Annotated in this window: 22 protein-coding genes; 8 read left to right on the top strand and 14 right to left on the bottom strand. The window is 72.4% G+C overall.

The window, feature by feature from the left end; genetic code table 11:
• Positions 1 to 33: 33 nt before the first annotated feature.
• The 4 genes from hsaD to hsaA (QIT00_RS11010) form a co-directional block, all read right to left on the bottom strand.
• Positions 34 to 915, bottom strand: coding sequence for a 4,5:9,10-diseco-3-hydroxy-5,9,17-trioxoandrosta-1(10),2-diene-4-oate hydrolase (gene hsaD / locus QIT00_RS11025; protein WP_282535002.1), 882 nt, complete (start codon positions 913 to 915; stop codon positions 34 to 36).
• The gene (gene hsaA, locus QIT00_RS11020; RefSeq protein WP_282535001.1) at positions 915 to 2,081 is read right to left on the bottom strand and encodes a 3-hydroxy-9,10-secoandrosta-1,3,5(10)-triene-9,17-dione monooxygenase oxygenase subunit; all 1,167 of its coding nucleotides are present in this window, start codon (positions 2,079 to 2,081) and stop codon (positions 915 to 917) included. Before hsaA (QIT00_RS11020) ends, hsaD begins: the two co-directional genes overlap by 1 nt.
• 528 nt (positions 2,082 to 2,609) lie before the next feature.
• Positions 2,610 to 4,220 (bottom strand): FAD-binding protein, encoded by a 1,611-nt coding sequence (locus QIT00_RS11015; protein WP_282535000.1) that lies wholly within the window; start codon positions 4,218 to 4,220, stop codon positions 2,610 to 2,612.
• A gap of 218 nt (positions 4,221 to 4,438) precedes the next feature.
• Complete coding sequence (gene hsaA, locus QIT00_RS11010; protein WP_282534999.1) at positions 4,439 to 5,608, bottom strand: 3-hydroxy-9,10-secoandrosta-1,3,5(10)-triene-9,17-dione monooxygenase oxygenase subunit; 1,170 nt, start codon at positions 5,606 to 5,608, stop codon at positions 4,439 to 4,441.
• Between the two features lie 201 nt (positions 5,609 to 5,809).
• On the opposite strand from hsaA (QIT00_RS11010), the gene QIT00_RS11005 reads away from it, so the two are divergent.
• The 3 genes from QIT00_RS11005 to QIT00_RS10995 all read left to right on the top strand — a co-directional run bounded on the left by QIT00_RS11005 (position 5,810) and on the right by QIT00_RS10995 (position 10,052).
• Positions 5,810 to 6,673 carry an IclR family transcriptional regulator gene (locus QIT00_RS11005; protein ID WP_282534998.1) on the top strand — a complete coding sequence of 288 codons (864 nt, stop codon included), beginning with the start codon at positions 5,810 to 5,812 and terminating at the stop codon, positions 6,671 to 6,673.
• A 182-nt stretch (positions 6,674 to 6,855) separates the two neighbouring features.
• On the top strand, positions 6,856 to 8,394 hold the full coding sequence (locus QIT00_RS11000) for a FadD3 family acyl-CoA ligase (RefSeq protein WP_282534997.1): 1,539 nt from the start codon (positions 6,856 to 6,858) through the stop codon (positions 8,392 to 8,394).
• 14 nt (positions 8,395 to 8,408) lie between these two features.
• Positions 8,409 to 10,052 (top strand): flavin-containing monooxygenase, encoded by a 1,644-nt coding sequence (locus QIT00_RS10995; protein ID WP_282534996.1) that lies wholly within the window; start codon positions 8,409 to 8,411, stop codon positions 10,050 to 10,052.
• Between the two features lie 62 nt (positions 10,053 to 10,114).
• On the opposite strand, the gene QIT00_RS10990 is transcribed toward QIT00_RS10995, so the two are convergent.
• A complete protein-coding gene (locus tag QIT00_RS10990; protein ID WP_282534995.1) occupies positions 10,115 to 11,047 on the bottom strand; it encodes an alpha/beta hydrolase in 933 nt (310 codons plus the stop codon).
• Complete coding sequence (locus QIT00_RS10985; RefSeq protein WP_282534994.1) at positions 11,044 to 11,808, bottom strand: glucose 1-dehydrogenase; 765 nt, start codon at positions 11,806 to 11,808, stop codon at positions 11,044 to 11,046. Before QIT00_RS10985 ends, QIT00_RS10990 begins: the two co-directional genes overlap by 4 nt.
• Positions 11,809 to 12,034: 226 nt before the next feature.
• Between QIT00_RS10985 and QIT00_RS10980 the strand changes: the two genes are divergently transcribed.
• Positions 12,035 to 12,772: a glucose 1-dehydrogenase gene (locus tag QIT00_RS10980; RefSeq protein WP_282534993.1), complete on the top strand. Its 738-nt coding sequence runs from the start codon at positions 12,035 to 12,037 to the stop codon at positions 12,770 to 12,772.
• Between the two features lie 73 nt (positions 12,773 to 12,845).
• On the opposite strand, the gene QIT00_RS10975 is transcribed toward QIT00_RS10980, so the two are convergent.
• From QIT00_RS10975 to QIT00_RS10940, 8 genes are all read right to left on the bottom strand, one after another.
• On the bottom strand, positions 12,846 to 13,898 hold the full coding sequence (locus QIT00_RS10975; RefSeq protein ID WP_282534992.1) for a ferredoxin--NADP reductase: 1,053 nt from the start codon (positions 13,896 to 13,898) through the stop codon (positions 12,846 to 12,848).
• The gene (locus tag QIT00_RS10970) at positions 13,891 to 14,118 is read right to left on the bottom strand and encodes a hypothetical protein (RefSeq protein ID WP_282534991.1); all 228 of its coding nucleotides are present in this window, start codon (positions 14,116 to 14,118) and stop codon (positions 13,891 to 13,893) included. Before QIT00_RS10970 ends, QIT00_RS10975 begins: the two co-directional genes overlap by 8 nt.
• Position 14,119: 1 nt before the next feature.
• Positions 14,120 to 15,286: a Rieske 2Fe-2S domain-containing protein gene (locus QIT00_RS10965; RefSeq protein WP_282534990.1), complete on the bottom strand. Its 1,167-nt coding sequence runs from the start codon at positions 15,284 to 15,286 to the stop codon at positions 14,120 to 14,122.
• 29 nt (positions 15,287 to 15,315) lie between these two features.
• On the bottom strand, positions 15,316 to 16,380 hold the full coding sequence (dmpG, locus tag QIT00_RS10960) for a 4-hydroxy-2-oxovalerate aldolase (protein ID WP_282534989.1): 1,065 nt from the start codon (positions 16,378 to 16,380) through the stop codon (positions 15,316 to 15,318).
• Positions 16,377 to 17,279 (bottom strand): acetaldehyde dehydrogenase (acetylating), encoded by a 903-nt coding sequence (locus QIT00_RS10955; RefSeq protein WP_282535152.1) that lies wholly within the window; start codon positions 17,277 to 17,279, stop codon positions 16,377 to 16,379. Before QIT00_RS10955 ends, dmpG begins: the two co-directional genes overlap by 4 nt.
• A 7-nt stretch (positions 17,280 to 17,286) precedes the next feature.
• The gene (locus QIT00_RS10950; protein WP_282534988.1) at positions 17,287 to 18,069 is read right to left on the bottom strand and encodes a 2-keto-4-pentenoate hydratase; all 783 of its coding nucleotides are present in this window, start codon (positions 18,067 to 18,069) and stop codon (positions 17,287 to 17,289) included.
• Between the two features lie 275 nt (positions 18,070 to 18,344).
• The gene (locus tag QIT00_RS10945; RefSeq protein ID WP_282534987.1) at positions 18,345 to 19,265 is read right to left on the bottom strand and encodes an SDR family oxidoreductase; all 921 of its coding nucleotides are present in this window, start codon (positions 19,263 to 19,265) and stop codon (positions 18,345 to 18,347) included.
• Between the two features lie 87 nt (positions 19,266 to 19,352).
• A complete protein-coding gene (locus tag QIT00_RS10940; RefSeq protein WP_282534986.1) occupies positions 19,353 to 20,129 on the bottom strand; it encodes an SDR family oxidoreductase in 777 nt (258 codons plus the stop codon).
• Positions 20,130 to 20,207: 78 nt separating this feature from the next.
• Between QIT00_RS10940 and QIT00_RS10935 the strand changes: the two genes are divergently transcribed.
• From QIT00_RS10935 to QIT00_RS10920, 4 genes are read left to right on the top strand one after another with little or no spacing between them, the layout of a single operon-like run.
• Entirely contained in the window at positions 20,208 to 20,981 is a 774-nt protein-coding gene (locus QIT00_RS10935; protein ID WP_282534985.1) for an enoyl-CoA hydratase family protein, read from the top strand.
• The gene (locus QIT00_RS10930; protein ID WP_282534984.1) at positions 20,978 to 21,847 is read left to right on the top strand and encodes a CoA transferase subunit A; all 870 of its coding nucleotides are present in this window, start codon (positions 20,978 to 20,980) and stop codon (positions 21,845 to 21,847) included. Before QIT00_RS10935 ends, QIT00_RS10930 begins: the two co-directional genes overlap by 4 nt.
• Entirely contained in the window at positions 21,844 to 22,614 is a 771-nt protein-coding gene (locus QIT00_RS10925) for a CoA-transferase subunit beta (RefSeq protein ID WP_282534983.1), read from the top strand. The genes QIT00_RS10930 and QIT00_RS10925 overlap by 4 nt, the downstream gene beginning before the upstream one ends.
• Positions 22,611 to 23,678 carry an NAD(P)H-dependent flavin oxidoreductase gene (locus tag QIT00_RS10920; protein ID WP_282534982.1) on the top strand — a complete coding sequence of 356 codons (1,068 nt, stop codon included), beginning with the start codon at positions 22,611 to 22,613 and terminating at the stop codon, positions 23,676 to 23,678. The genes QIT00_RS10925 and QIT00_RS10920 overlap by 4 nt, the downstream gene beginning before the upstream one ends.
• Positions 23,679 to 23,724: the final 46 nt, after the last annotated feature.

The following is a 23,724-nucleotide window of genomic DNA, read 5'->3' as shown; positions in this document are numbered from 1 at the left end:
GGGGACGGGTACTGGTACGGGTACGGGTACGGGCTAGTGGGAGAAGAAGTCCACGGCCAGCCGGTTGAACTCGTCGGCCTGCTCCACCTGCGCCCAGTGCCCGCAGTGCGGGAAGACGTGCAGGCGGGCGTCCGGGATGGTCTTGAGGGCCACCAGGGCGCCGTCGAGCGGGTTGACCCGGTCCTCGCGGCCCCAGGTGAGCAGTACGGGCTGGGTGATGCGGTGGGCCTCGCGCCACAGCATCCAGTCCTCCTGCCAGGCCGGGTCGGCGAAGGCCGCGCCCATGCGGGCGTTGCCCAGGCGGGTCTCGGGGTCGGTGGCGGAGGCCCAGCGCTCCTCGACCAGCTCGTCGGTGACGATGGACTGGTCGTACGCCATCACGCCGAGGAAGGCGCGGAGTTGGTCCTTGGTCGGCTCGGGGGCGGCGTTGAACTCGAAGAGGCGCTTGATGCCCTCGGTCGGGTCCGGCGCGAAGAGGTTGACGGAGACCCCGCCGGGGCCCATCAGGACTAGCTTGCCGACCTTGTCGGGGTGGTTCAGGGCCATCCGCACGGAGGTGCCGCCGCCGAGCGAGTTGCCGATGAAGTGGGCCCGGGAGACGTCGAGTTCGTCCATCAGGGCGGCGACGGCGTCCGCGCTGTAGCTGAAGTAGTCCTTGTCGAGCTCGGGCTTGTCGGACCGGCCGAAGCAGACCTGGTCGACGAGGAGGGTGCGGAAGTGCTCGGCGAAGACGGGCAGGTTGCCGCCGAAGTTGGACCAGGCGGAGGCGCCGGGGCCGCCGCCGTGCAGCATGATCACCACGGGGGCGTCGGGGCGGTCCTGCGGTCCGGCCTCGTGGTAGTGCAGCGTGAGGTCGCCGGCCTTGGCGGTACGGGACGTCGACTCGTACGTGTGCACGATTACTTGAGTCCCCATCAGAGCATCGTGTCCTTGATGTCGAGGTCGAGGGCGGCCTGCCCGTAGAGGGTCAGGGCGCGCTCGGGGTCGTTGGCGGCGTGGCCGCGGCCGGTGTGCACGTCGCGCCAGGCCCGCTGGACGGGGTTGGGGCCGGTGCGCATCGCGTTGCCGCCGGCGTTCTCCATCAGCAGGTCGACGGCGGCGACGGCGCGCTCGGTGGCGAGGACCTGGTCGCGGCGGGTGCGGGCGCGCAGCTCGGTCGGCAGCTCCTCACCGCGCTCGGCGTGCGCGTACAACTCCTCCATGTTGCGGGTGAGTTGGAGCCAGGCGGCGTCGATGTCGCTGCCCGCGCGGGCGATGCGGACCTGGGCGAACGGGTCGTCGGCGACCTTCTGGCCGTAACTGACGCGGATACGCCGCGTGGTGGCCTCGACGTACGCCTCGTAGGCGCCCTCGGCGATGCCGACGATCGGCGTCGAGATGGTGGTGGTGAACACGCCGGCGTACGGGAGCCGGTACAGCGGCTCCTGGTTGAGCTCGTGGCCCGGCACGTCGAGGGCGGTGACCGGGCCGAAGCTGAGGGCGCGGTGCTCGGGGACGAAGACGTCCTCGACGACGATGTCGTTGGAGCCGGTGCCGCGCAGGCCGACGGTGTCCCACACGTCGTCGACGCGGTACTCGGTGTCCGGGATCAGGAAGGTGCGCATGTCGACGGGGTTGCCGTCGGCGCCCGCGACGAGGCAGCCGAGCAGCACCCACGAGGCGTGGTCGCAGCCGGACGAGAAGTGCCAGCGCCCGGAGAGCCGGAAACCGCCGTCGACCGGGGTGGCCTCGCCGGTGGGGGCGTACGAGGAGGCGATGCGGGTCTTGTCGTCCTCGCCCCACACCTCCTGCTGTGCGCGCGGGTCGTAGAGGCCGACGTGCCAGGGGTGGATGCCGACGACGGAGGCGACCCAGCCGGTGGAGCCGCAGGCCTTGGCGATCTCCTTGACGGCGCGGTAGAAGACCGTCGGGTCGGCCGCGCGGCCGCCGAAGGCCGTGGGCTGGAGGAGCTGGAAGAAGCCGGTGTCCTCCAGCTCCTTGATGGAGGTGTCCGGTACGCGGCGCCGGCTCTCGGCCTCGGCCGCGCGCTCGCGGAAGGTCGGGGCGAGGTCGCGGACCGCTGCCAGGACGTCTTCGGCCATGGGGCCATCCCCTCTCGGGTCGTACGGGTGGAAGTGGCAGGAACGTACGGCGTGCCGCGGCGGAGCGAAATCCGCTGCTCCCACTGAGCGGGAACGGCGGCCCCGGGCCCGTACGGCCGGGCTTGTTTCCCGGTGACCGGGAAGGCTCGTGGTGTCTCGTGGTGTCTCGTGGTGTCTCGTGGAGGCCACCGCCCTGCGCTCCAGCCCCCGTTGAGCGAGGTGTGGAGGACGAAATGGGGGCGGCGGGCGGCTACATGCTGGAAGCAACTCTCGACGTCTGGAACCGGCACGCCGAGGACGGCCGCGACCCGCTGCTGCACGTGGACGGCGCGCCGATCCCCCGGCCTGTTCGCCGCGGGCCGGGCCACGGCGGGCATCGCCGCCTGGGGATACGCGAGCGGCGCGTCCCTCGGCGACGGGAGCTTCTCCGGGCGCGGGGCCGGGCGGAGCGCGGCGGCCGAAGTACAGGACGCGGGCCTGTGGCGCCGTCCCTTGCACGCGGGGCGGCGCCACGCGCCAGGGCGAGTCCTAGCCGTCCGTCCGCTGCCCCGCCATGTGTGCGGCGGCGAGGTGGGCGAAGACCATCGCGGAGCCTATCGGGACGCCGGGGCCCGGGTAGCAGGGGCCGGAGACCGAGGCCGCGGTGTTGCCCGCCGCGTACAGGCCGGGGATCGCGGTGCCGTCCTCGCGCAGCACGCGGGCGTCGGCGTCGGTGCGTACGCCGCCCTTCGTGCCCAGGTCGCCGAGGACGATCTGCACGGCGTGGAAGGGGCCCTTCTCGATGGGCACCAGGCAGGGATTGGTGCCCTCGCCCTGGCCGAAGAACCGGTCGTAGGGGTCCTCGCCGCGCTGGAAGTCGGCGTCGACTCCGTGCTCGGCGTGGCCGTTGAAGGTCTGCACGGTGCCGCTCAGCGCCTCGGCGTCGACGCCGATCTGTTCGGCGAGCCCGGCCAGGGTGTCGGCGGTGCGCCACAGCCCCGCCTCGGTGAAGGCGGCGCGGTCGGCGGGGACCACGGTGATGCCGGGCAGCTCGTCGCCGAAGCGGCCGTCGAACACCCACCAGACCGGGTTGTCGTGGCTGGTCCCGGCCTTGGCGGCGAGCATCCGCCGGCCCATCCGGTCGTACGGCAGCGACTCGTTGGCGAAGCGGCGGCCCGAGCCGTCGACGAAGATGCCGCCGTGCAGGCCCAGGGTGAAGGCGGCCGAGCCGTCCGGGAAGCGCAGCGAGGGGCACCACCAGGACTCGTCGAGCTGTCCGACGGCGGCGCCCGCCCCGGCGGCCGCGCTGATCGCGTCGCCGGTGTTCGCTCCGGGGGCGCCCATCGTCCAGTCGGCGCCGGGCAACCGCTGCCATGCGCGGCGCAGTTCGGCGTTGGCCTCGAAGCCGCCGGCCGCGAGCAGCACGCCCCGCCGGGCGCGGATCCGCAGCGTACGGCCGTCGTGCTCGGCCTCGGCGCCGACGACCGTGCCGTCCTCGGTGATCAGCCGGGTGAGGGCGGTGCGCAGCCGCGTGCGGCCGTTGCCGGTGGAGTCCAGGGCGAGGAGCAGCCGGGCGATGAGGGCGCGGCCGTCGGTCAACGGGCCCTCGGGCGCGGGCAGTCCGAGCCGTTCGGCCCAGGCCGGGGGTCGCACGGCGTCGACCAGCGCGTGCGGGGCCCCGGGTGCGGGCAGGTCCACGGGGAAGACGGCGCGGCCCAGGTCGAAGCGGCCGGGGGCGGCGAAGTAGTCGGGGAACGGCCGGTACTCGAAGCGGACGTGCGGGCTGTCCTCCAGGAAGGCGACCGTGGCCGCCGCGTGGTCCAGGTAGGCGTCCTGGAGGGCGTGTTCGGTGGCGTCGCCGACCACCGCGCGGAAGTAGGCGCGGCCCAGTTCGGCCGAGTCCTCGACGCCGCCGCGGGCCTGTGCCTGGTTGCCGGGCAGCCAGAGACCGGCCCCGGCGTAGGCGGTGGTGCCGCCGAAGTGGCCGGTCTTCTCGACGACCAGGGTGTCGAGGCCGCGCGCTGCCGTGCCGTACGCGCCGGTGAGGGCGCCGCCGCCGGAGCCGACGACGAGGACGTCGCACTCCTCGTCCCATGAGTGCCCGGTCGAGTGCCCGGTCGAGTGCTCGGTCGAGTGCTCGGTGTGCGCTGTGTTCGCCATCTCGTCCCTTCCCTGGGTGAGTTGGCCCACGGACCGGTACGCCTGCCGGGGCCGGGAGGGGCCGAGTATCGGCGGGGCGCGGGGCGGGCGGCCAGGGTGGCTTCCCGCTGGGTGGGAAACGGGGGAAACCGGGGAAACGGAGATCGGCCCGTCCGTACGACGGGGGATCGGCCCTCCCGTACGACGAGGGATCGGCCCGTCCCGTACGCCCAAGACCCTCACACCATCGAGTCGTTGACCTCGGCTCCGAGGGCGTGCCTGCCGTACAGGCCGAGGGCGCGTTCCAGGTCGTTGGCCGCCTGGCCGCGTCCGGTGCGCAGGTCCCGCCAGGCGCGCTGGACGACTCCGCCGTCGGGGCCCATGATGCCGCCGCCCGCGCCCTCCACCAGGAGGTCGACGGCGGTGACCGCGCGTTCGGTGGCGAGCGCCTGGTCCCGGCGGGTCCGCGCGCGCTGGTCCGGGGTCGGCTGCTCGCCGCGCTCGACGGTGGCGTAGAGCTCGCTCATGTTGCGGGTCAGCTGCAGCCGGGCCGCGTCGATCTCGCTCGCCGCGCGGGCGATGCGGACCTGCGCGAACGGGTCGTCGACGGCCTGCGGGCCGCGCCCGGTGCGGACGCGGTCGCGGGCCGCGGCGACGTACTCCTCGTACGCGCCCTCGGCGATGCCGACCATCGCCGTCGAGATGGTGGTGGTGAAGAGCGCGGCGTACGGGAGGCGGTAGAGCGGCTCGGGGTTGGCCTGGTGGCCGGGGCAGTCCAGGGCGTTCACGGCGCGGTAGCCGAGGGTGCGGTGGGCCGGGACGAACGCGTTCCGGACGACCAGGTCGTTGCTGCCGGTGCCGCGCAGGCCGACGGTGTCCCAGACGGCGTCGACGGCGAACGCGGAGCGCGGCACGAGGAAGGTGCGCATGTCGACGGGGCTGCCCTCGGCGTCCGTGACGAGGCCGCCGAGGAGCGCCCAGTCGGCGTGGTCGCAGCCGGAGGAGAAGTGCCAGCGCCCGGAGAGCCGGAAGCCGCCGTCGACGGCGGTCACGGTCCCGGTGGGAGCGTACGAGGAACAGAGCAGGGCGTCGGGCCGCTCGCCCCACACGTCGTCCTGGGCGCGCGGGTCGAAAAGGGCCAGGTGCCAGGCGTGCACGGCGACGACGGCGGCCGCCCAGCCGGTGGAGCCGCAGGCCCTGGCGATCTCCTGGACGGCGGCGTGGTGGACGGCCGGGTCGGCGGCGAACCCGCCGTACGCCGTGGGCCTGAGCAGCCGGAAGAACCCGGCCTCGGCGAGCTCCTCGACCGACTCGGCCGGCGTGCTCCGCAGCTCCTCGGTGGCCGCCGCCCGGGCGCGCAGGGCGGGTGCGAGCGCGCGGACCGCCACGAGGACGTCGTTCTCGCGCATGCTCGTGCCTCTCGGATCTCCAGGTCGTCGCGGTGGGGGACGGGACGGGGACAGACAGGGTGACGGGACGGAACCTACGCGCTACCGTTCCGGAACGGAATACCTCTTCCCTGCAGATGGGAGCCGCTGGCACAGTCTCCGGCACTGTTGGAGGCGCGGCCGCGGCGAAGGTGCTGTCGGCTGTCCGTGTGGGAGGTGCCGATGTCGGCGCATGCTGTCGAAGCCGGAAGTACGCCGCTGTCCTTGCTGGAGAAGGCGGCCAAGGCGCTTAGCGCGTTCCAGGGGTCACGCCCCCGGCTGACGCTCACCGAGGTCGTGCACCGCTCCGGCCTCCCCCGCTCCTCCGCGCACCGCATCCTCGACCAACTCGTCCAGCTGGGCTGGCTGGAGCGGGAGGGCCGGGACTACCGCCTCGGCATGCGGATGCTGGAGCTCGGGGCGCTCGCCTCGCACCACAACCGGCTGCGGCAGGCGGCGTTGCCGCATCTGCACGCCCTGCACGAGTCCACCGGGCATCTGGTGCACCTGACCGTGCTCGACGGCACCGAGGTGGTCTATCTGGAGCGGATCGGCAGGTCGGACGATGCGAGCGTGCCGTCCCGGGTCGGCGGCCGGCAGCCCGCGTACTGCACGGCGTCCGGCAAGGCGATCCTCGCGTTCGGTGACGCGGCGCAGGTGGACCAGGTGATCCGGCAGGGCCTGCGGGCCCGTACGCCCCGGACTCTGACGCGCCCCGAGTTCTTCCGCAGCGAGCTGCGCCGGGCCCGGGAGCGCGGGGTCGCGTTCGACTACGAGGAGTCGTACCGCGGTGTGTTCTGCGTGGCCGCGCCGCTGCGCGGATCGGGGCGGGCGATCGCGGCGGTCTCGGTGTGCGGCAACGGCGTGCACCGGGAGCTGGAGCGGATCGCCCCGATGGTGGCCGGGTGTACGCGCCTTGTGTGGCAGTCGATGTTCGGCCCCGGCCGGCCGCCGAGAGGCCAGGAGCCGGAGGCCGCCGAGCCGCCGGTGCCGCGCGAGTCGATGGACGACATGATGTCCTGGCTGCGCTCCAGCGACTGGATGTAGGCCTTCCGGATCACCGAAGAGACTGCATGTAGGCCTTCCCGGATCACCGAGCCCCAAGGGCGAGAGCCTCACATTCCCACTGGCCGGGAACTCCCCGATGTGCCGTGCCACCTCTGCCTGTCACGCTCCGACCGTTGTCGTCGGCCCCCGCCGAGGGGACGGTGAGGAGGACGTGACGGATCATGCGTGGCCCGCAGACGATCGCCCGGCTCGCGGACTGGGCGGCTCAGAGGTACGGGGACGAGGAGGCCCTCGTCTTCGGCGAGGAACGCTGGACGTTCCGGCAGTTGCGCGACCGGGTCGACGAGGCGGCGCGGGCGTGCCTCGCCCACGGCCTGCGCCGCGGCGACGCGGTCGCGGTGTGGGCGCCGAACAGTGCCCGCTGGGCGGTGGCCGCGCTGGGGGCGGTGGCCGCGGGCGGGGTGCTCGTGCCGGTCAACACCCGCTACCGGGCGGCCGAGGCGGCGGACATCCTGCGCCGCTCGCGGGCCCGGCTGCTGTTCACGGAGCACGACTTCCTGGGCACGGACTACCGGGCGCTGCTCGCGGACTCCGGTGAGCAACTCCCCCTCCTGGAACAGACGGTGGCCCTGCACACGCCTGACTGGGCGGTGTTCCTCGCGGGCGCGGAGCGCGTGCCGGACGGGGAGCGCCTCGCCCGTTCCGCCGCCGTGCGGCCCGGGGACACCGCGGACATCCTGTTCACGTCCGGGACCACCGGCCGCCCGAAGGGCGTGCCCGCCACCCACGAGCAGACCCTCGGGGTGTTCGACGCCTGGGCCACCGCGGTCACCCTCCAGCGCGGCGACCGCTATCTCCTGGTCAGCCCGTTCTTCCACACCTTCGGCTACAAGGCGGGCATCGTCGCGTCCCTGCTGCGCGGGGCGACGATCGTCCCCGAGCGGGTCTTCGACGCGGACACGATGCTCGCCCGGATGCAGAGCGAGCGGATCTCCGTGCTCACCGGCGCCCCGACGGTGTTCACGTCGCTGATCCAGCATCCCGGACGCGAGGCGTACGACCTGTCGTCGATGCGGATGGCGGGCACCGGCGCGGCGAACATTCCGACCGAACTCATCCACCGGATACGGGAGTTCATCGGCGCCCGGAACATCTTCACCGCGTACGGGCTGACCGAGTCGACCGGCGTGGTGAGCATCTGCGAGCCGCACGAGTCGCCGGAGACCCTCGCCGGTACGTCGGGGACCGCCCTGGCCGGCACCGAGCTGCGGATCGACGCGCCGCCCGGGCAGCCCGGCGAGATCCTCACCCGCGGCCCGCACGTGATGCACGGCTACCTGGACGATCCGGAGGCCACCGCGGAGGCCGTGGACGCGGACGGCTGGCTGCACACCGGCGATGTGGGCGTGCTCGACGAGCGGGGCTTCCTGCGGATCACGGACCGGCTGAAGGACATGCTGGTGGTCGGCGGGTTCAACGTGTACCCGGCGGAGGTGGAGCAGATGCTGCGCGGCCATCCCGCCGTCGCGGACGCGGCCGTCGTGGGGGCGCCGGACGAGCGGCTCGGGGAGATCGGCGTCGCGTACTGCGTGCCGAGCGCCGGGGCGCGGATCGACGCGGCCGACCTGGCCGCCTGGACGCGGGAGCGGCTCGCCAACTTCAAGGCCCCGCGGGCCTTCCACTCCCTGACCTGCCTGCCGCACAACGCGGCGGGCAAGGTCGACAAGAACGCGCTGCGGCTGCAGGCGAAGACCGGATGAGGAGCGTTACGAACGTGAGCGACAACAACACCGAGTCCGTGCACGACGTGGACGCCGTGGACGCTGTGGTCGTCGGCGCGGGCGTCACCGGCCTGTACGCCGTCCACAAGCTGCGTGAACTGGGCTACCGCGTACGGGGGTTCGAGCGCGGCGCGGACGTGGGCGGCGTCTGGTACTGGAACCGCTATCCGGGCGCGCGCTGCGACGTCGAGTCCGCGGACTACTCGTACTCCTTCGACGAGGAGCTGCAGCAGGCGTGGGACTGGAGTGAGAAATACGCCACGCAGCCGGAGATCATGCGCTATCTGAGCCATGTCACCGACCGATTCGACCTGCGCCGCAGCTACACCTTCGGCACCTCGGTGGTCTCCGCCGAGCTGGACGGGGAGACGTTGCGCTGGACGGTGCGCACGGACGACGGCGACGGTGGCGGCGAGGTGCTGTCCGCGCGGTTCTGCGTGTTCGCGGTCGGGTGCCTCTCCAGCACGCATCAGCCGTCGATCCCGGGGCTCGACTCGTTCGCCGGGGACACGTACCACACCGGTGAATGGCCGCACGAGGGCGTGGACTTCACCGGCCTCCGGGTCGGCGTGATCGGCACCGGCTCGTCCGGCATCCAGTCCGTGCCGCTCATCGCCGACCAGGCCGCGCAGCTCACCGTCTTCCAGCGCTCGGCCAACTACAGCATCCCGGCCGGCAACAAGCCGCTCGACGAGGAGGCCCGGCGCGAGCTGAAGGCCGGGTACGCCGAGCGGCGCCGCCTGGCCCGGCTCAGCGGCGGCGGCTCGCCGTTCATGACGCATCCGCAGCGCACCCTCGAAGTGGGCGAGCGGGAGCGGCGGAAGGCCTTCGAGAAGCGCTGGGAGCTGGGCGGCGTCCTCTACTCGAAGACGTTCCCCGACCAGCTCACCGATCTGGCGGCCAATCACGCGGCCCGGGCGTTCTGGGAGGAGAAGGTCCGCGCCCTGATCGACGATCCGGCCGTGGCCGACCTGCTCGTCCCCACCGACCACCCCATCGGCACCAAGCGCATCGTCACGGACTCCGACTACTACGAGACGTACAACCGCGAGCACGTGCGGCTCGTCAGCCTGCGGGAGAACGCGATCGAGCGGGTCGAAGGGCAGAGCGTGTACCTCGCGGACGGCGAGCGCTTCGAGTTGGACGCGCTGGTCCTGGCCACCGGGTTCGACGCGATGACCGGTTCCCTGGACCGGATCGACATCCGCGGCCGGGGCGGCCGACTCCTCAAGGACGACTGGAGCGCGGGCCCGCGCACGTACCTGGGTCTCGGCACCGACGGCTTCCCGAACCTGTTCAACCTCGCCGGCGTCGGCAGCCCCTCCGTCCTCGCCAACGTGATCCTCTGCGCCGAGCAGCACGTGGACTGGCTCACCGACTGCCTCGCGCATCTCGACGCGCACGGGTACGTCGCCATCGAGGCGGCCGAGCGTGCCGTGGAGGACTGGGTGACGGAGTGCCGGGAGCGGGCGGCGGCCACCCTGATGATGTCGGCGGACTCGTGGTACCTGGGCGCCAACATCCCTGGAAAGCCACGGGTGTTCATGCCGTTCGTGGGCGGCTTCGGGGCGTACGGCGAGATCATCGCCGACGTGGCGGCGTCCGGGTACAAGGGCTTCGACCTGATCCCCGGCTGAGGCCCCGCGCCCCGAAAGGGGCGCGGGGAACTGCGCGACCAGCCACCGACGGGGTGCAGCCACTACGAGACCGCACCCGGCACGTCCGCGTGGAGGGCGGCACGCAGCACCGTGAACGCGCTCTCGCAGGCCGCGGCTGCCTCGGGCAGGGCTGACGCCATGGTGAGAAAACCGTGGAACATGCCCTCGTACCGCCGCACCAGGACCCGCACCCCCGCCGCCGTGAGCGCCGCCGCGTACGCCTCGCCGTCGTCGCGCAGCGGGTCGAGCCCGGCGGTGACGACGTGCGCAGGCGGGAGTCCGCCGAGGTCGGTGCGGCGCAGCGGGGCGGCGTACGGGTCGGCCGCGTCCTGCTCGGAGTTCAGGTACTGCCGCCAGTACCAGCGCACATGGTCGGCGGTGAGGAAGTACCCCTGCGCGTTCTCCCGGTGCGAGGCGCCGGAGCGGGTGGGGTCGAGCATCGGGTAGTACAGCGCCTGGAAGGCGATCTCGGGCCCGCCGCGGTCGCGGGCGAGCAGGGTGAGGACCGTGGCGAGGTTGGCGCCCGCGCTGTCCCCCGCGACCGCGATACGCCGCCCCGAGTACGTCTTCGCGGCCCACAGCAGGGCCGTGTACGCGTCCTCGGGGGCCGCGGGGAAGGGGTGTTCGGGGGCGCGGCGGTAGTCGACGGAGACGACGACGGCCCCGGTGGCGTCGGCCATGGCGCGGCAGAAGCCGTCGTGGCTGTCCAGGTCGCAGAGCGTGAAGCCGCCGCCGTGCAGGAAGAGCACCACGGGCGCGTCCTGCACGGCAGCGGGGTCGTAGACGCGTACGGGCACCCCGTCGGCGTCGGTGTCCGTGACGTGGGCGACGGGCAGCGGGTCGACGGCGGGCCTGGGGCGGGCGGCGAAGAACGCGCGCACCTCGGCGATGTCCGTCATCTCTGTGCCGAGCGGCGGGAAGTTGGCGGTGGCGAGCTCGATGACCGCCTGGACCTCGGGGGCCGGCCGGCTCACGCCTCGGCTCCCCGCCGCGGGAAGACCGGCATGCGTCCCGCCGACGCCCCGCCGTCCACGGCGAGTTCGGCCCCGGACAGGTAGGAGGCGTCGTCGGAGGCCAGGAACGCGACGAGCCGGGCGACCTCCTCGGGCTCGGCGACGCGTCCGAGGGGCGCGCCCGGGTGCTCCTTGGTGCCGAGGTGGGCGGTCATCGCCGTATCGACGGCGCCCGGGTGGACGGAGTTGACGCGGATACCGTCCGGGCCGAGTTCGAGAGCGGCCGTCTTGGTGAGCCCGCGCAGCCCCCACTTGGCGGCCCCGTACGCGCCGTGCCCCCAGATGCCCTGCAGCCCGGCCTGCGAGGAGATGTTCACAATGGAGCCGCCGCCGCTCTCCCGCAGGGCCCCGGCGGCGGCGCGGATGCCGAGGAACGGGCCGAACAGGTCGACGCGGAGCAGCGCCTCGAACCGCGCCGGGTCCTCCTCCACCAGGGGTGAAGTGCTGTAGATCGCGGCGTTGTTGACGAGGCAGTCGAGCCGTCCGAAGCCGTCCACGGCGGTGGCCACGGCCGTCGCCCAGTCGTCCTCGTCGGTGACGTCATGGCGTACGAACCGGGCGCTGGCGCCGATCGACGCGGCCGTGGCCCGTCCCTCGGCCTCCAGGAGGTCGGTGAGCACGACCTTCGCCCCGCGGGCGGCGAACAGGCGGGCCTCGGCCGCACCCATGCCACGGGCCGCGCCGGTGACGATGGCGACCTTTCCGGTGAGATCGACGGACATCGGGGTCCTCCTGGTTGCGTCGGTCGAACAGGGTGGGTCGAACAGGGTGGGCGAACAGGGTGGGGCGGCCCCGAACGGCGCGGGGCGCGTCCGTCGAGCCTGCCCGCACAGGCCCGTACGCGGCAGTGCGCTTTCCCGGTGAGCGGGAAGCTCCGCGAGCCACCGGTCGGGGGCCGCTGCGAGCATCACGACGAACCCGCACCCATCGGCTTACGGAGGTCCCCACATGAGCGGCAGGACGGACGGCAAGGTGGTCGTCGTGACGGGCGGCGCGCGCGGTCTGGGCGAGGCGCATGTCCGGCGGCTCGTCGCGGAGGGCGCGAAGGTGGTGATCGGCGACGTCCTGGTCGAGGAAGGCGAGGCGCTGGCGGCCGAACTCGGCCCGGAACAGGCCCTGTTCGTGGAGTTGGACGTCTCGTCCGAGGCGGCCTGGAAAGCAGCCGTGGCCCGTACGGAGGAGGCGTTCGGCTCCGTCACCGGGCTCGTGAACAACGCCGGCCTCGTGCACCGCTGTGCCATCGAGGACCTGACGGAGGCCGACTACCGGCGGGTGATCGACGTCAACGAGGTCGGCGTCTTCCTCGGCATGAAGGCGGTGCTGCCCTCGATGCGCGCCGCGGGCGGCGGCTCGATCGTCAACATCTCGTCGGTCTGCGGGATCGTCGCCTTCTCCCACATCCTCAGCTACACGGCGTCCAAGTGGGCGGTGCGCGGCATGACGAAGGCGGCGGCGCAGGAGTTCGCCCCGTACCGCATCCGGGTCAACTCGGTGCACCCCGGGATCGTGTCCACCGCGATGACGGCGGACTCGGAGCGCTCGCACGAGAAGGCGCGGCAGCAGCCGATCCAGCGGGAGGCGCAGCCCGCCGAGGTGGCGAACATGGTGCTCTATCTCCTCTCGGACGAGGCGAGTTACTCGACGGGCTCGGAGTTCGTGGTGGACGGCGGGTACACGAGCCAGTGAGCGGGGCGAGGGCATGGGGGAAGGGGGTGGACCCGCTCGGATCCACCCCCTTCCCCGTGCCCTCGGGCGGCCGTCAGGAGTACGTGACCTCCACCCGTTCCGTGAGCGGCAGCGCCTGGCAGGCCAGGACGTAGCCCTCGGCCAGGTCCTGCTCGTCCAGGACCTCGTTGCGCAGCAGCTTCACCTCGCCGCTCACCACCCGGCAGGTGCAGGCCGCGCAGGCGCCCTCCCGGCACGAGTACGGGGCGTCCACCCCGGCGGCGAGCAGGGCGTCGAGGAGCGGCGCCCTGGACGGCCAGTCGACGGTGTGCGTCTCGCCGTCGAGGTCGACCTCGGCGGTGGAGCCCGGCTCGGACGGGTCGGCCGCGAGGGCGGACGGTGACGGCACCTCGAAGACGTCCGCGCTCAGGGAGAAGAACCGCTCCCGATGGATACGGCCGGCCGGGGCGCCGAGCGTCCGCAGGGCCTGCTCTACGGCGTCCATCATCGGCGCGGGACCGCAGACGAACGCCTCCCGGCCGGCGTACGGGGCGAGCAGGGCGGCGAGCCGGTCCGGGGCGGGCAGGCCGAGGAGCACCTCCAGCCAGTGGATCACCACGAGCCGGTCCGGGTACTGCTCGGTCAGGCCCCACAGCTCGTCGCGGAAGACGACCGAGGCGTCGTCCCGGTTGGCGTAGAGCAGCGCCACCCGGCCCTGCCCCTTCGACAGGGCCGACTTGGCGATGGAGAGCACCGGGGTGATGCCGCTGCCGCCCGCGACGAGGAGCAGGTCCGCGTCGAGCGAGTCGGGCGTGAACGTGCCGGCCGGGGGCAGCACCTCGACCTCGTCCCCGGCCCGCACCCGGTCGCACACCCAGTTGGAGCACTGCCCTCCGGCGACCCGTTTGACGGTGACCTTCAGGGGCTCACCGGTGTGCGGTGAGCTGGACAGGGAGTAGCAGCGGGCGGCCGAACTCCCGTCCGGGCCGGGCAGTTTGAGGGTGAGGAACTGTCCCGGCCGGTAGGCGAAGCGGTCGGCGTCGTCCGGCGCCGGCCGCAGCACCAGGGAGTGCGTGTCAGCGGTCTCGGTGATCACCTCGGTGACGCGCAGCCGGTACCGGCGCCCGGCACGGTCGGGCTCAGACATCGAGCACCTCCAACGTCCCCGCCGCGACGGCCCGTTCGATGCTCGCCCGCAGCCCGCCGCAGGTCCGGATCCGGGCGCTGCTCGCGCCCTCGGCGACCTGTTCCCGGAACTCCGCGCAGGCGACAGCCGCGTCCGCGGTCCACTGCACGGAGGTGTGGGCCAGGCTGAACTTCTCGCACAGGACCTGGTTTCCGCAGGTCACGCACTCCACGGCTTGCATGTCAGGCTCCGGTCCCCGGCACTGCCGACTGCTCCGCGCGGCGGCGTTCGAGGTTCTCGGCGACCTCGGCCCGCCAGGCCTCGTTGGCCCGCTCGGTGTCGATCTCGAACTCGAAACGCCGCGTCATCTCGTCCTTCACGTCGGCGGTGTCGACGTAGAACTGCTCGTACCAGCGCCGGAGTTGGTAGACCGGGCCGTCCTCCTCGGTGAGCAGCGGGTTGTCGATCCGGGTCTTGTTCTTCCAGATCTCCACGTCCTGCTCGAAGCCCGCGGCCGCGCCCTCGGCGGTCTGCGCGGCGGCCTCGTCGGCCTGCTCCCGCGTCATGCCGGGCAGCTTCTTGACGATCGCGCCGTACTGGAGGAGGAAGCTGTTCTCGTCGATCGGGTAGTGGCAGTTGATCAGGACGATCTCCATCTCGGCGCCGCCGCCGATGTCGCTGTAGAGATAGTCGATCATGTACGAGGGCCCGTAGTACGAGGCGTCCGAGCGCAGGCCGCCCGCGCTGAGCGTGCCCAGGTCCATGTCGCCGCGCGGGCTCGACTCCATGTACTGGGTGGCGACGTGCCCCTCGAAGACGTTCTTGAAGTACTCGGGGAACGAGTAGTGCACGTAGAAGAAGTGCGCCATGTCGACGACGTTGTCCACGATCTCGCGGCAGTTGGAGCCGTCGACGCGCAGCGTCTTCCAGGTCCAGTCGCTCCACTCCCCCGCCTCCGGGCCGTGGATGCCGGGGATCTCGGGGATCGTGACGTCGGCCGGGGGCGGGTTGCCCTCGGGGTCGTGCCAGACGAACAGCTGCTTGTTGCGCTCCAGGGTGGTCCAGGAGCGGGTCTTGGCGCGGGGCGGCACCCGGCGGGCGTACGGGATGCCGGCGCAGCGGCCGTTGCCCGACCAGCGCCAGTCGTGGAACGGGCAGGCCACCGCGTCGCCCTTGACGCTGCCGTGGGCCAGGTTGCCGCCCATGTGCGGGCAGTAGGCGTTCAGGACGTGCAGTTCGCCGTCGTCCTGGCCCTGGAAGACCACGAGTCTGGTGCCGAACGCCTCGATCTCGTGGGGTTGTCCGTCCTTGAAGCTTCTCGCCAGGCCGAGGCAGTGCCAGCCGCGGGCGAAGCGCGTCGGCGGCCTGCCCGCGTCGATGACCCGGACCTCTTCGTTGAGAGCAGTCATCTCGTCCTCCGGTTTCGGTTGCTCAGTGCTCAGTTCTGCGCTGCGAGTTCGACGGCGATGTCGATGAGCTGGTCCTCCTGGCCGCCGACGAGGCGCCGCTCGCCCGCCGCGAGGAGGATCTCGGCGCCCGAGACGCCGTAGCGCTCGGCCTGCCGGTAGGCGTGCTTGAGGAAGCTGGAGTAGACCCCGGCATGCCCCATCAGGAGCGCCATCCGGTCGAGGCGGCACTCCTCGTCCATCACCGGCCGGACCACGTCCTCGGCCGCGTCGATGATCTTCAGTACGTCGATGCCGGTACGGATGCCCATCTTGGCGCAGACCGCGACAAGCGCCTCGACGGCGGTGTTCCCGGCGCCCGCGCCGAGGCGGCGGGTGGAGCCGTCGATCTGCAGGGCACCTGCCTTGATGGCGGCGATGGAGTTGCCGGTGCCGAGCGCGAGGTTCTCGTGCCCGTGGAAGCCGATCTGCGCGTCGTCGCCCAACTCGGCGCGCAGGGCGGCCACTCGGTCGCTCACGTCGTCCATGACCATGGCCCCGGCCGAGTCGACCACATACACGCACTGGCAGCCCGCGTCGGCCATGATGCGGCCCTGCTCGGCGAGGATCTCGGGGGTGGTGGAGTGGGCCATCATCAGGAAGCCGACGGTCTCCAGGCCCATCTCGCGGGCGAGCCCGAAGTGCTGGACGGCGACGTCCGCCTCGGTGCAGTGGGTGGCGATCCGGCAGACGCTCGCGCCGTTCGCGTGCGCGGCCCGGATGTCGTCCTTCACGCCGAGCCCGGGGAGCATCAGGAAGGCGATCTTCGCCTGCCGTGCGGTGTCCACGGCGATCTTGATGAGCTCCTGCTCGGGGGTCTTCGAGAAGCCGTAGTTGAACGACGAGCCGCCGAGCCCGTCGCCGTGCGTCACCTCGATCACGGGGACCCCGGCGTCGTCGAGGGCGGCGACCACGGACCGTACGTCCTCGCCCGTGAACTGGTGCCGCTTGGCGTGCGAGCCGTCGCGCAGCGAGGAGTCGGTGATCCGGATGTCGAGGGTGTCCGAGTACGCGGAGTGGGTGTGTGCGGAGTGGGTGTGTGCGGAGTGGGTCGTCATGCCTGCATGCCCTTCGCGAACTCCTCGCCGACCTTGGTGGCGGCGGCCGTCATGATGTCCAGGTTTCCGGCGTACGGCGGCAGGTAGTCGCCCGCGCCCTCGACCTCCAGGAAGAGCGCGACGCGGGCCATGCCGCCGTTCTCGGGCCGGGGGTCGTCGAACTGCGGCTCGCTGCGCAGCCGGTAGCCGGGTACGTACGTGGCGACCTGCTCGGCGATCTCCTTCACGGACTGCGTGATCGCCTCGCGGTCGGCGTCCTCGGGGATGGCGCAGAAGACGGTGTCGCGCATGATGACCGGAGGCTCGGCGGGGTTGAGGATGATGATCGTCTTGCCGCGCCCGGCGCCGCCGATGGTCTCGATGCCGCGTGAGGTGGTGCGCGTGAACTCGTCGATGTTGGCGCGCGTTCCGGGCCCGGCGGACACGGACGCCACCGAGGCGACGATCTCCGCGTACGCCACGGGCACGATCCGGGAGACCGCGTACACCATGGGGATGGTGGCCTGGCCGCCGCAGGTGATCATGTTGACGTTGGGCGCGTCCAGGTGCTCGCGCAGGTTCGCGGGCGGTACGACGGCGGGTCCGACGGCAGCGGGCGTCAAGTCGACGGCTTTGATGCCGAGTTCGGCATAGCGCGGCGCGTTGGCGCGGTGGACGTAGGCGCTGGTGGCCTCGAAGACGAGGTCGGGCAGCTCGTCCTGGGCGAGCAGCCAGTCCACGCCCTCGGGGCTGGCCTCCAGGCCTGCGGTGCGGGCGCGGGCAAGGCCTTCGCTGTCCGGGTCGACGCCGATCATCCAGCGGGGTTCGACGAGTTCGGAGCGCTGGAGCTTGTAGAGCAGGTCGGTGCCGATGTTGCCGGATCCGACGATGGCGGCGGTCGCCTTGGTCTTGCTGGTCATCATCACCTCAGGTGAACGAGAGGGAGACCGGGCCGAGCCCGGTGAAGTCGGCGGTGTACGTCTGTCCGGCCGCCACGTCGACGGCCCGGGTGCACGAGCCGGGCAGCACCACGTGCCCCTTCTTCAGGGGCACGCCGAAGCGGGCCACGGTGCGGGCGAGCCAGGCGACGGAGGTCGTCGGGTCGCCGAGCACGGCGTCGCTGCGGCCCTCGGCGAGCAGGTCGCGGCCGCTGGTGAGGCGGGCCTCGATCGCCTTGAGGTCGAGTTCGCGGGGGTCGCGGCCCTCGCCGACGACGTATCCGGCGGAGGAGGCGTTGTCCGCGATGGTGTCGGCGATGCTGATCCGCCAGTCCCGGATGCGGCTGTCGATCAACTCCAGGGCGGGGACCACGCGTTCGGTAGCGGCGAGCACGTCCGCCTCGGTGCAGCCCTCGCCCGGCAGGTCGTCGCCGAGTACGAAGCCGACCTCGACCTCGATCCGCGGGTAGCAGTACGCGTCCACGGGGACGGGGCGGTCGTGGCTCAGCTCCATGTCGGCGAGGAGGTGGCCGTAGTCCGGCTCGTCCACGCCCATCATCTGCTGCATGACGGGCGACGACAGGCCGACCTTGTGCCCGCGCACCTCGGCCCCGGCCGCGAGGCGGTGCCGGATGTTCATGAGCTGGATCTCGTAGGCGTCCTCGGTGTCGATCTCCGGGAACGCCTCGATCAGCGGGGCGACCGGTGCGCGACGGCGCTCCGCGGAACGGAGGATCTCCGCCGCGTGCTGCCTCTGGTGGTCGGTGAGCATACGAATCCTCTGCGGTGGGTCGGGTGCAGGGGAGGTTAGGCAGGGGGTCGGCCTGAGGTGGAGGTCGAATTCCCGCTCACCGGGAAAGGGGGTCCTTCCGGGGGTTCTCCGGATTCGTGCGGGTGGTCGGGGGTGCCGTTTGCGCAGTTCCCCGCGCCCCTGTCGGTCGGGCGCGCCTGCGTCGTGGTTGCTCGCGCAGTTCCCCGCGCCCCTGTCGGTCGGGCGCGCCTGCGTCGTGGTTGCTCGCGCAGTTCCCCGCGCCCCTTTCGGGGCGCCTAGCTCGCGCCGTACACCCCCTCCGGGGTCCGGGCGGACGCCAGTAGCTTCAGGGTTGTCTCGCCCGCCTCCGCAGGCGTCCAGCGGGCCCCCTTGTCCGCCGTGGGCCCGGGGTGCCAGCCCTCCATGACCGTGATCCGGCCCGCCTCCGCCTCGAAGACCCGCCCCGTGACCCCCGCCGAGGCCGCGGAGCCCAGCCACACCACGAGTGGCGAGACGTTCTCCGGGGCCATCGCGTCGAACGCGCCCTCCCTCGGCGCCGCCATCGTGTCCTTGAAGGTCTGCTCCGTCATCCGGGTGCGCGCGGCCGGCGCGATCGCGTTGATCTGGACCCCGTAGCGGCCCATCTCCGCCGCGGCGACCAGGGTGAGCCCGAGGATGCCCGCCTTGGCCGCGGAGTAGTTGCCCTGTCCGACGCTGCCCAACAGGCCTGCCCCGGAGCTGGTGTTGACGACCCGCGCCTCGGGCGTACGACCCGCCTTGGCCTCGGCCCGCCAGTGCGCGGCGGCGTGCTTGAGGGGCAGGAAGTGGCCCTTGAGGTGGACGCGCATGACGGCGTCCCAGTCGTCCTCGTCGAGGTTGACGAGCATCCGGTCGCGCAGGAAGCCCGCGTTGTTGACCAGGGTGTCGAGGCGGCCGAAGGCGTCCAGGGCCGTGGTGATCAACGAGGCCGCGCCGTCGGAGACAGCGATGTCGCCGGTGTGCGCGACCGCCTCCCCGCCCGCCGCCCGGATCTCCAGGGCGACCTCCTCGGCGGGTCCGGCCGCCGCGCCGCTGCCGTCGAGTGCGGCGCCGATGTCGTTCACGACGACCTTGGCCCCTTCGGCGGCCAGGGCGAGGGCGTGCGCCCGGCCGAGGCCGCGGCCGGCTCCGGTGACGACGGCGACGCGGCCTGCGCAGATTCCCGTGCTCGTGCTCATGGTTGACTCCCGATACGGAGGGTGTAGAGGTGTAGAGGTGTGGAGGTGTGGAGGGCGGTCCCTGGCACAAACCCCGCCCCTCATTGGTCAGTTGTTGACGTTGGCCGCGTCGAGGAACGCGGGCCGCTCCCCGCCGCCGTGCACGTGCAGGCTCGCCCCGCTGACGTACGCGGCCCGCCGCGAGGCGAGGAACACGCAGGCGTCGCCCACGTCGGCGGGTTCGGCGAGCCGGCCGAGCGGCACGGTGCGGCCGACGGCGGCGATACCGTCCTCGTCGCCGTAGTGGAGATGGGAGAGCTCGGTGCGGACCGGGCCGAGCACCACGGTGTTGACCCGTACCCCGGGCGCCCACTCCACGGCCATGGAGGCAGCGAGGTTGTCCAGGCCCGCCTTGGCCGCCCCGTAGGCCGCCGTCCCCGGCGACGGCCGGGTGCCGCTGACGCTGCCGATCATCACGATCGACCCGCCGCCCGCCTGCCCGCGCATCACCTCGTACGCGGCGAGCGAGGCGGTGAGCGGGGCAAGCAGGTTCAGCTCGACGACCCTGGCGTGCCGCGCGGGCCCGCCCTCGCCGAGCATCCGGAAGGGCGCTCCCCCGGCGTTGTTGACCAGGGTGTCGAGGCGCCCGTACTCCTCGCGGACCTGCGTGAAGAAGGCGCTGACGGCGTCCTCGTCGCGCAGGTCGATGGGGTGGAAGCGGGCCGTGCGCCCGGCCGCCTCGACGGGCTCGTCCGGTGGGCGCCGGGCGCAGGTCACGACGTCCGCGCCCGCTTCGAGGAGAGCGCGTGCGATGCCCGCGCCGACGCCCCGGGTGCCGCCGGTGACGACGGCGACCGTTCCGGACAGATCGATGATCGCTGCCAAGGGACACCTCCCGCAGCGGGGCAACCGCTGCTATCTTCCGCCTAACAAACGTTTGGTGGAAAGGTAGCTGATTCGCTCATGGGTGTCTCCACCTCCGCCCCGGAAGAGGGCATCGCGGTCGTCACCGTGGACTTCCCGCCCGTCAACGCCCTTCCCGTACAGGGCTGGTACGACCTGGCGGCCGCGGTGCGCGCCACCGGGGCCGACCCGAAGGTGCGCTGCGTGGTGCTCACCGCCGAGGGGCGCGGGTTCAACGCGGGCGTCGACATCAAGGAGGTCCAGCGGACGGACGGGCACGAGGCGCTGATCGGCGCCAACCGCGGCTGCTACGAGGCGTTCGCGGCGGTCTACGACTGCGAGGTCCCCGTCGTCGCGGCCGTGCACGGCTTCTGCCTGGGCGGCGGGATCGGGCTCGTCGGCAACGCGGACGCGATCGTGGCCAGCGAGGACGCCACGTTCGGCCTGCCGGAGCTGGACCGGGGCGCGCTCGGCGCCGCCACGCATCTGGCCCGCCTCGTCCCGCAGCATCTGATGCGGGCCCTGTACTACACCTCGCGCACCGCCACAGCGGACGAACTGCACCGGCACGGCTCGGTGTGGCAGGTCGTGCCGCGTGCTCAACTCCTGGACGCCGTACTGGAGTTGGCGCGGGAGATCGCCGCGAAGGACGGCTATCTGATCCGGCTCGCCAAGGCCGCGATCAACGGCATCGACCCCGTCGACGTACGCCGCAGCTACCGCTTCGAGCAGGGCTTCACCTTCGAGGCCAACCTCAGCGGCGTCGCCGACCGGGTCCGCGACACCTTCGGCGACTCCGGCGCGGCGAACACTGGAAAGGAGAACCAGTCATGAGCAGGGACAAGACGATGACCGCAGAGGAGGTGGTCGGGCGGCTGCGCAGCGGCATGACCATCGGCATCGGCGGCTGGGGCTCGCGGCGCAAGCCGATGGCCCTGGTGCGCGCGCTGCTGCGCTCGGACCTCACCGATCTGACCGTGGTCTCCTACGGCGGGCCCGACGTCGGGCTGCTCGCCGCCGCGGGCAAGGTCCGCAAGGTCGTCGCGGCCTTCGCCACCCTCGACTCCGTGCCGCTCGAACCGCACTTCGGCGCGGCCCGGCAGCGCGGCGACCTCGAACTGTCGGAGCTGGACGAGGCGATGTTCATGTGGGGCCTGACCGCGGCCGCGCACCGGCTGCCGTTCATGCCGATCCGCGCGGGCCTCGGCTCCGACCTGATGAAGGTCAACCCCGGTCTGCGCACGGTGGTTTCGCCGTACGAGGACGGCGAGGAGCTGGTCGCCGCGCCCGCGCTGCGGCTCGACGCCGCCCTGGTCCACCTCAACCGCGCGGACGCGCAGGGCAACGGGCAGTACCTCGGCCCGGACCCGTACTTCGACGACCTGTTCTGCGAGGCCGCCGACGCCGCGTACGTCTCCTGCGAGCGGATCGTGGACAGCGCGGACCTGCTCAAGGAGGCCGGGCCACAGACGCTCCTGGTCAAGCGCGCGTTCGTGGACGGTGTCGTCGAGACCCCGAACGGCGCGCACTTCACGTCCTGCGCGCCTGACTACGACCGCGACGAGTCCTTCCAGCGCGCCTACGCGAAGGCGGCCCGCGACCCGGAGGACTGGCGGGCGTTCGTCGCGCGGTTCCTTTCCGGCGACGAGGACACGTACCAGGCCGCAGTGACGGCGTTCCACGAGGAGGAGTCCGCATGAGCACCGCCGCAACCACAGCGACCCGCGCCGAGTACTGCGTGGTGGCCTGCGCCGAGGCCTGGCGCGGCGCGGGCGAAGTGCTCGCCAGCCCCATGGGCACCGTCCCCATGATCGGGGCCCGGCTCGCGAAGCTCACCTTCTCCCCCGAACTGCTCCTCACCGACGGCGAGGCACTGCTGATCGGCGACGTCCCGGCGGTCGGCGCCGAGGCCGAGGTGGTGGAGGGCTGGCTGCCCTACCGCCAGCACCTGGCCCTGGTCGCGACGGGGCGGCGGCACGTGATGATGGGCGCCTCCCAGCTCGACCGGCACGGCAACCAGAACATCTCCTGCATCGGCGACTGGGCGCGGCCCAAGCGGCAGCTGCTCGGGGTGCGCGGCGCGCCGGTCAACACGCTGAACAACCCGACGAGTTACTGGGTGCCGAAGCACTCCACACGGGTCTTCGTCGAGCAGGTCGACATGGTGAGCGGCGTCGGGTACGACCGTGCCGCCGCTGCCGGGCCCTCCGCGACCCGCTACCACCGCATCCCCCAAGTCATCAGCGACCTGGGCGTGTTCGACTTCGAGACGCCGGACCGGACGATGCGGCTGCGCTCCCTGCACCCCGGCGTCACCCTCGACCAGGTGCGCGAGGCCACCGGCTTCGCTCTCGTCGTACCGGACGACGTCCCGTACACCCGCGCGCCCGAGCCCGAGGAGCTGCGGCTGGTGCGCGAGGTCATCGACCCGAAGGGGCTGCGCGAGCGCGAGGTGCCGACAACATGAGCGATCTCTCCCTGCCCACCCGGCTCACCGAACTGGTCGGCGTGCGGCACCCGATCGTGCAGACCGGGATGGGCTGGGTGGCGGGCCCGCGCCTGGTCTCCGCCTCGGCCGACGCGGGCGCGCTCGGGATTCTCGCCTCGGCCACCATGACGGTCGACCAGCTGCGTTCGGCCGTACGCGAGGTCAAGTCCCGTACGGACGCGCCGTTCGGGGTGAATCTGCGGGCGGACGCGGGCGACGCGGAGGAGCGGGTCCGCGTGATCGTGGACGAGGGCGTGAAGATCGCCTCCTTCGCGCTCGCCCCGTCCCGTGAGCTGATCGCCCGCCTCAAGGAGGCCGGGGTGGTCGTCATCCCGTCGATCGGCGCGCGCCGGCACGCCGAGAAGGTCGCCGCCTGGGGCGCCGACGCCGTGGTGGTGCAGGGCGGCGAGGGCGGCGGGCACACCGGGGACGTCGCGACGACCGTGCTGCTCCCGCAGGTCGTGGACGCCGTGGACATCCCGGTGATCGCGGCGGGCGGCTTCCACGACGGGCGCGGCCTGGTCGCCGCGCTCGCCTACGGCGCGGCCGGCGTCGCGATGGGCACCCGCTTCCTGCTCACCTCGGACTCGACCGTCCCGGACGCCGTCAAGGCCCGCTACCTCGCGGCGACCGTCAAGGACGTCACGCTCACCACCAAGGTCGACGGGCTGCCGCACCGGATGCTGCGCACCGAAATGGTCGACGGTCTTGAGCGCTCCGGCCGGGTCAGCTCGCTCCTCCGGGCCGTACGGCACGCCTCGGCGTTCCGGCGGGAGACCGGGATGAGCTGGGCCGGGCTCGTCCGTGACGGGCTCGCGATGAAGCACGGCAAGGACCTGACGTGGAGCCAGATCCTGCTCGCCGCCAACACCCCCATGCTGCTCAAGGCCTCCATGGTGGACGGCCGCACCGACCTCGGCGTGATGGCCTCCGGCCAGGTCGCCGGGCTCATCGACGACCTGCCCTCGTGCGCCGAACTCGTCGACCGCGTCATGCGTGAGGCCCAGTCCACGCTGCGGGCGCTGCCGGTCCCGGGCGCCTGAACCCGTACGCCTTCTCGGTCTTCTCCCCTCTCCCTCAATTTCCCTG

Origin of the sequence: Streptomyces luteolus (genome assembly GCF_029968015.1) — a bacterium.
Taxonomy (GTDB): domain Bacteria; phylum Actinomycetota; class Actinomycetes; order Streptomycetales; family Streptomycetaceae; genus Streptomyces; species Streptomyces luteolus.
This window is presented reverse-complemented; position numbering and strand designations above follow the sequence as displayed.

What these genes read in the sequence shown, in the direction of transcription:
- hsaD (WP_282535002.1), bottom strand. Translation starts at nt 915, where the DNA reads ATGGGGACTCAAGTAATCGTGCACACGTACGAGTCGACGTCCCGTACC.
- hsaA (WP_282535001.1), bottom strand. Translation starts at nt 2,081, where the DNA reads ATGGCCGAAGACGTCCTGGCAGCGGTCCGCGACCTCGCCCCGACCTTC.
- QIT00_RS11015 (WP_282535000.1), bottom strand. Translation starts at nt 4,220, where the DNA reads ATGGCGAACACAGCGCACACCGAGCACTCGACCGAGCACTCGACCGGG.
- hsaA (WP_282534999.1), bottom strand. Translation starts at nt 5,608, where the DNA reads ATGCGCGAGAACGACGTCCTCGTGGCGGTCCGCGCGCTCGCACCCGCC.
- QIT00_RS11005 (WP_282534998.1), top strand. Translation starts at nt 5,810, where the DNA reads ATGTCGGCGCATGCTGTCGAAGCCGGAAGTACGCCGCTGTCCTTGCTG.
- QIT00_RS11000 (WP_282534997.1), top strand. Translation starts at nt 6,856, where the DNA reads ATGCGTGGCCCGCAGACGATCGCCCGGCTCGCGGACTGGGCGGCTCAG.
- QIT00_RS10985 (WP_282534994.1), bottom strand. Translation starts at nt 11,808, where the DNA reads ATGTCCGTCGATCTCACCGGAAAGGTCGCCATCGTCACCGGCGCGGCC.
- QIT00_RS10980 (WP_282534993.1), top strand. Translation starts at nt 12,035, where the DNA reads ATGAGCGGCAGGACGGACGGCAAGGTGGTCGTCGTGACGGGCGGCGCG.
- QIT00_RS10975 (WP_282534992.1), bottom strand. Translation starts at nt 13,898, where the DNA reads ATGTCTGAGCCCGACCGTGCCGGGCGCCGGTACCGGCTGCGCGTCACC.
- QIT00_RS10970 (WP_282534991.1), bottom strand. Translation starts at nt 14,118, where the DNA reads ATGCAAGCCGTGGAGTGCGTGACCTGCGGAAACCAGGTCCTGTGCGAG.
- QIT00_RS10965 (WP_282534990.1), bottom strand. Translation starts at nt 15,286, where the DNA reads ATGACTGCTCTCAACGAAGAGGTCCGGGTCATCGACGCGGGCAGGCCG.
- dmpG (WP_282534989.1), bottom strand. Translation starts at nt 16,380, where the DNA reads ATGACGACCCACTCCGCACACACCCACTCCGCACACACCCACTCCGCG.
- QIT00_RS10955 (WP_282535152.1), bottom strand. Translation starts at nt 17,279, where the DNA reads ATGACCAGCAAGACCAAGGCGACCGCCGCCATCGTCGGATCCGGCAAC.
- QIT00_RS10950 (WP_282534988.1), bottom strand. Translation starts at nt 18,069, where the DNA reads ATGCTCACCGACCACCAGAGGCAGCACGCGGCGGAGATCCTCCGTTCC.
- QIT00_RS10945 (WP_282534987.1), bottom strand. Translation starts at nt 19,265, where the DNA reads ATGAGCACGAGCACGGGAATCTGCGCAGGCCGCGTCGCCGTCGTCACC.
- QIT00_RS10935 (WP_282534985.1), top strand. Translation starts at nt 20,208, where the DNA reads ATGGGTGTCTCCACCTCCGCCCCGGAAGAGGGCATCGCGGTCGTCACC.
- QIT00_RS10930 (WP_282534984.1), top strand. Translation starts at nt 20,978, where the DNA reads ATGAGCAGGGACAAGACGATGACCGCAGAGGAGGTGGTCGGGCGGCTG.
- QIT00_RS10925 (WP_282534983.1), top strand. Translation starts at nt 21,844, where the DNA reads ATGAGCACCGCCGCAACCACAGCGACCCGCGCCGAGTACTGCGTGGTG.
- QIT00_RS10920 (WP_282534982.1), top strand. Translation starts at nt 22,611, where the DNA reads ATGAGCGATCTCTCCCTGCCCACCCGGCTCACCGAACTGGTCGGCGTG.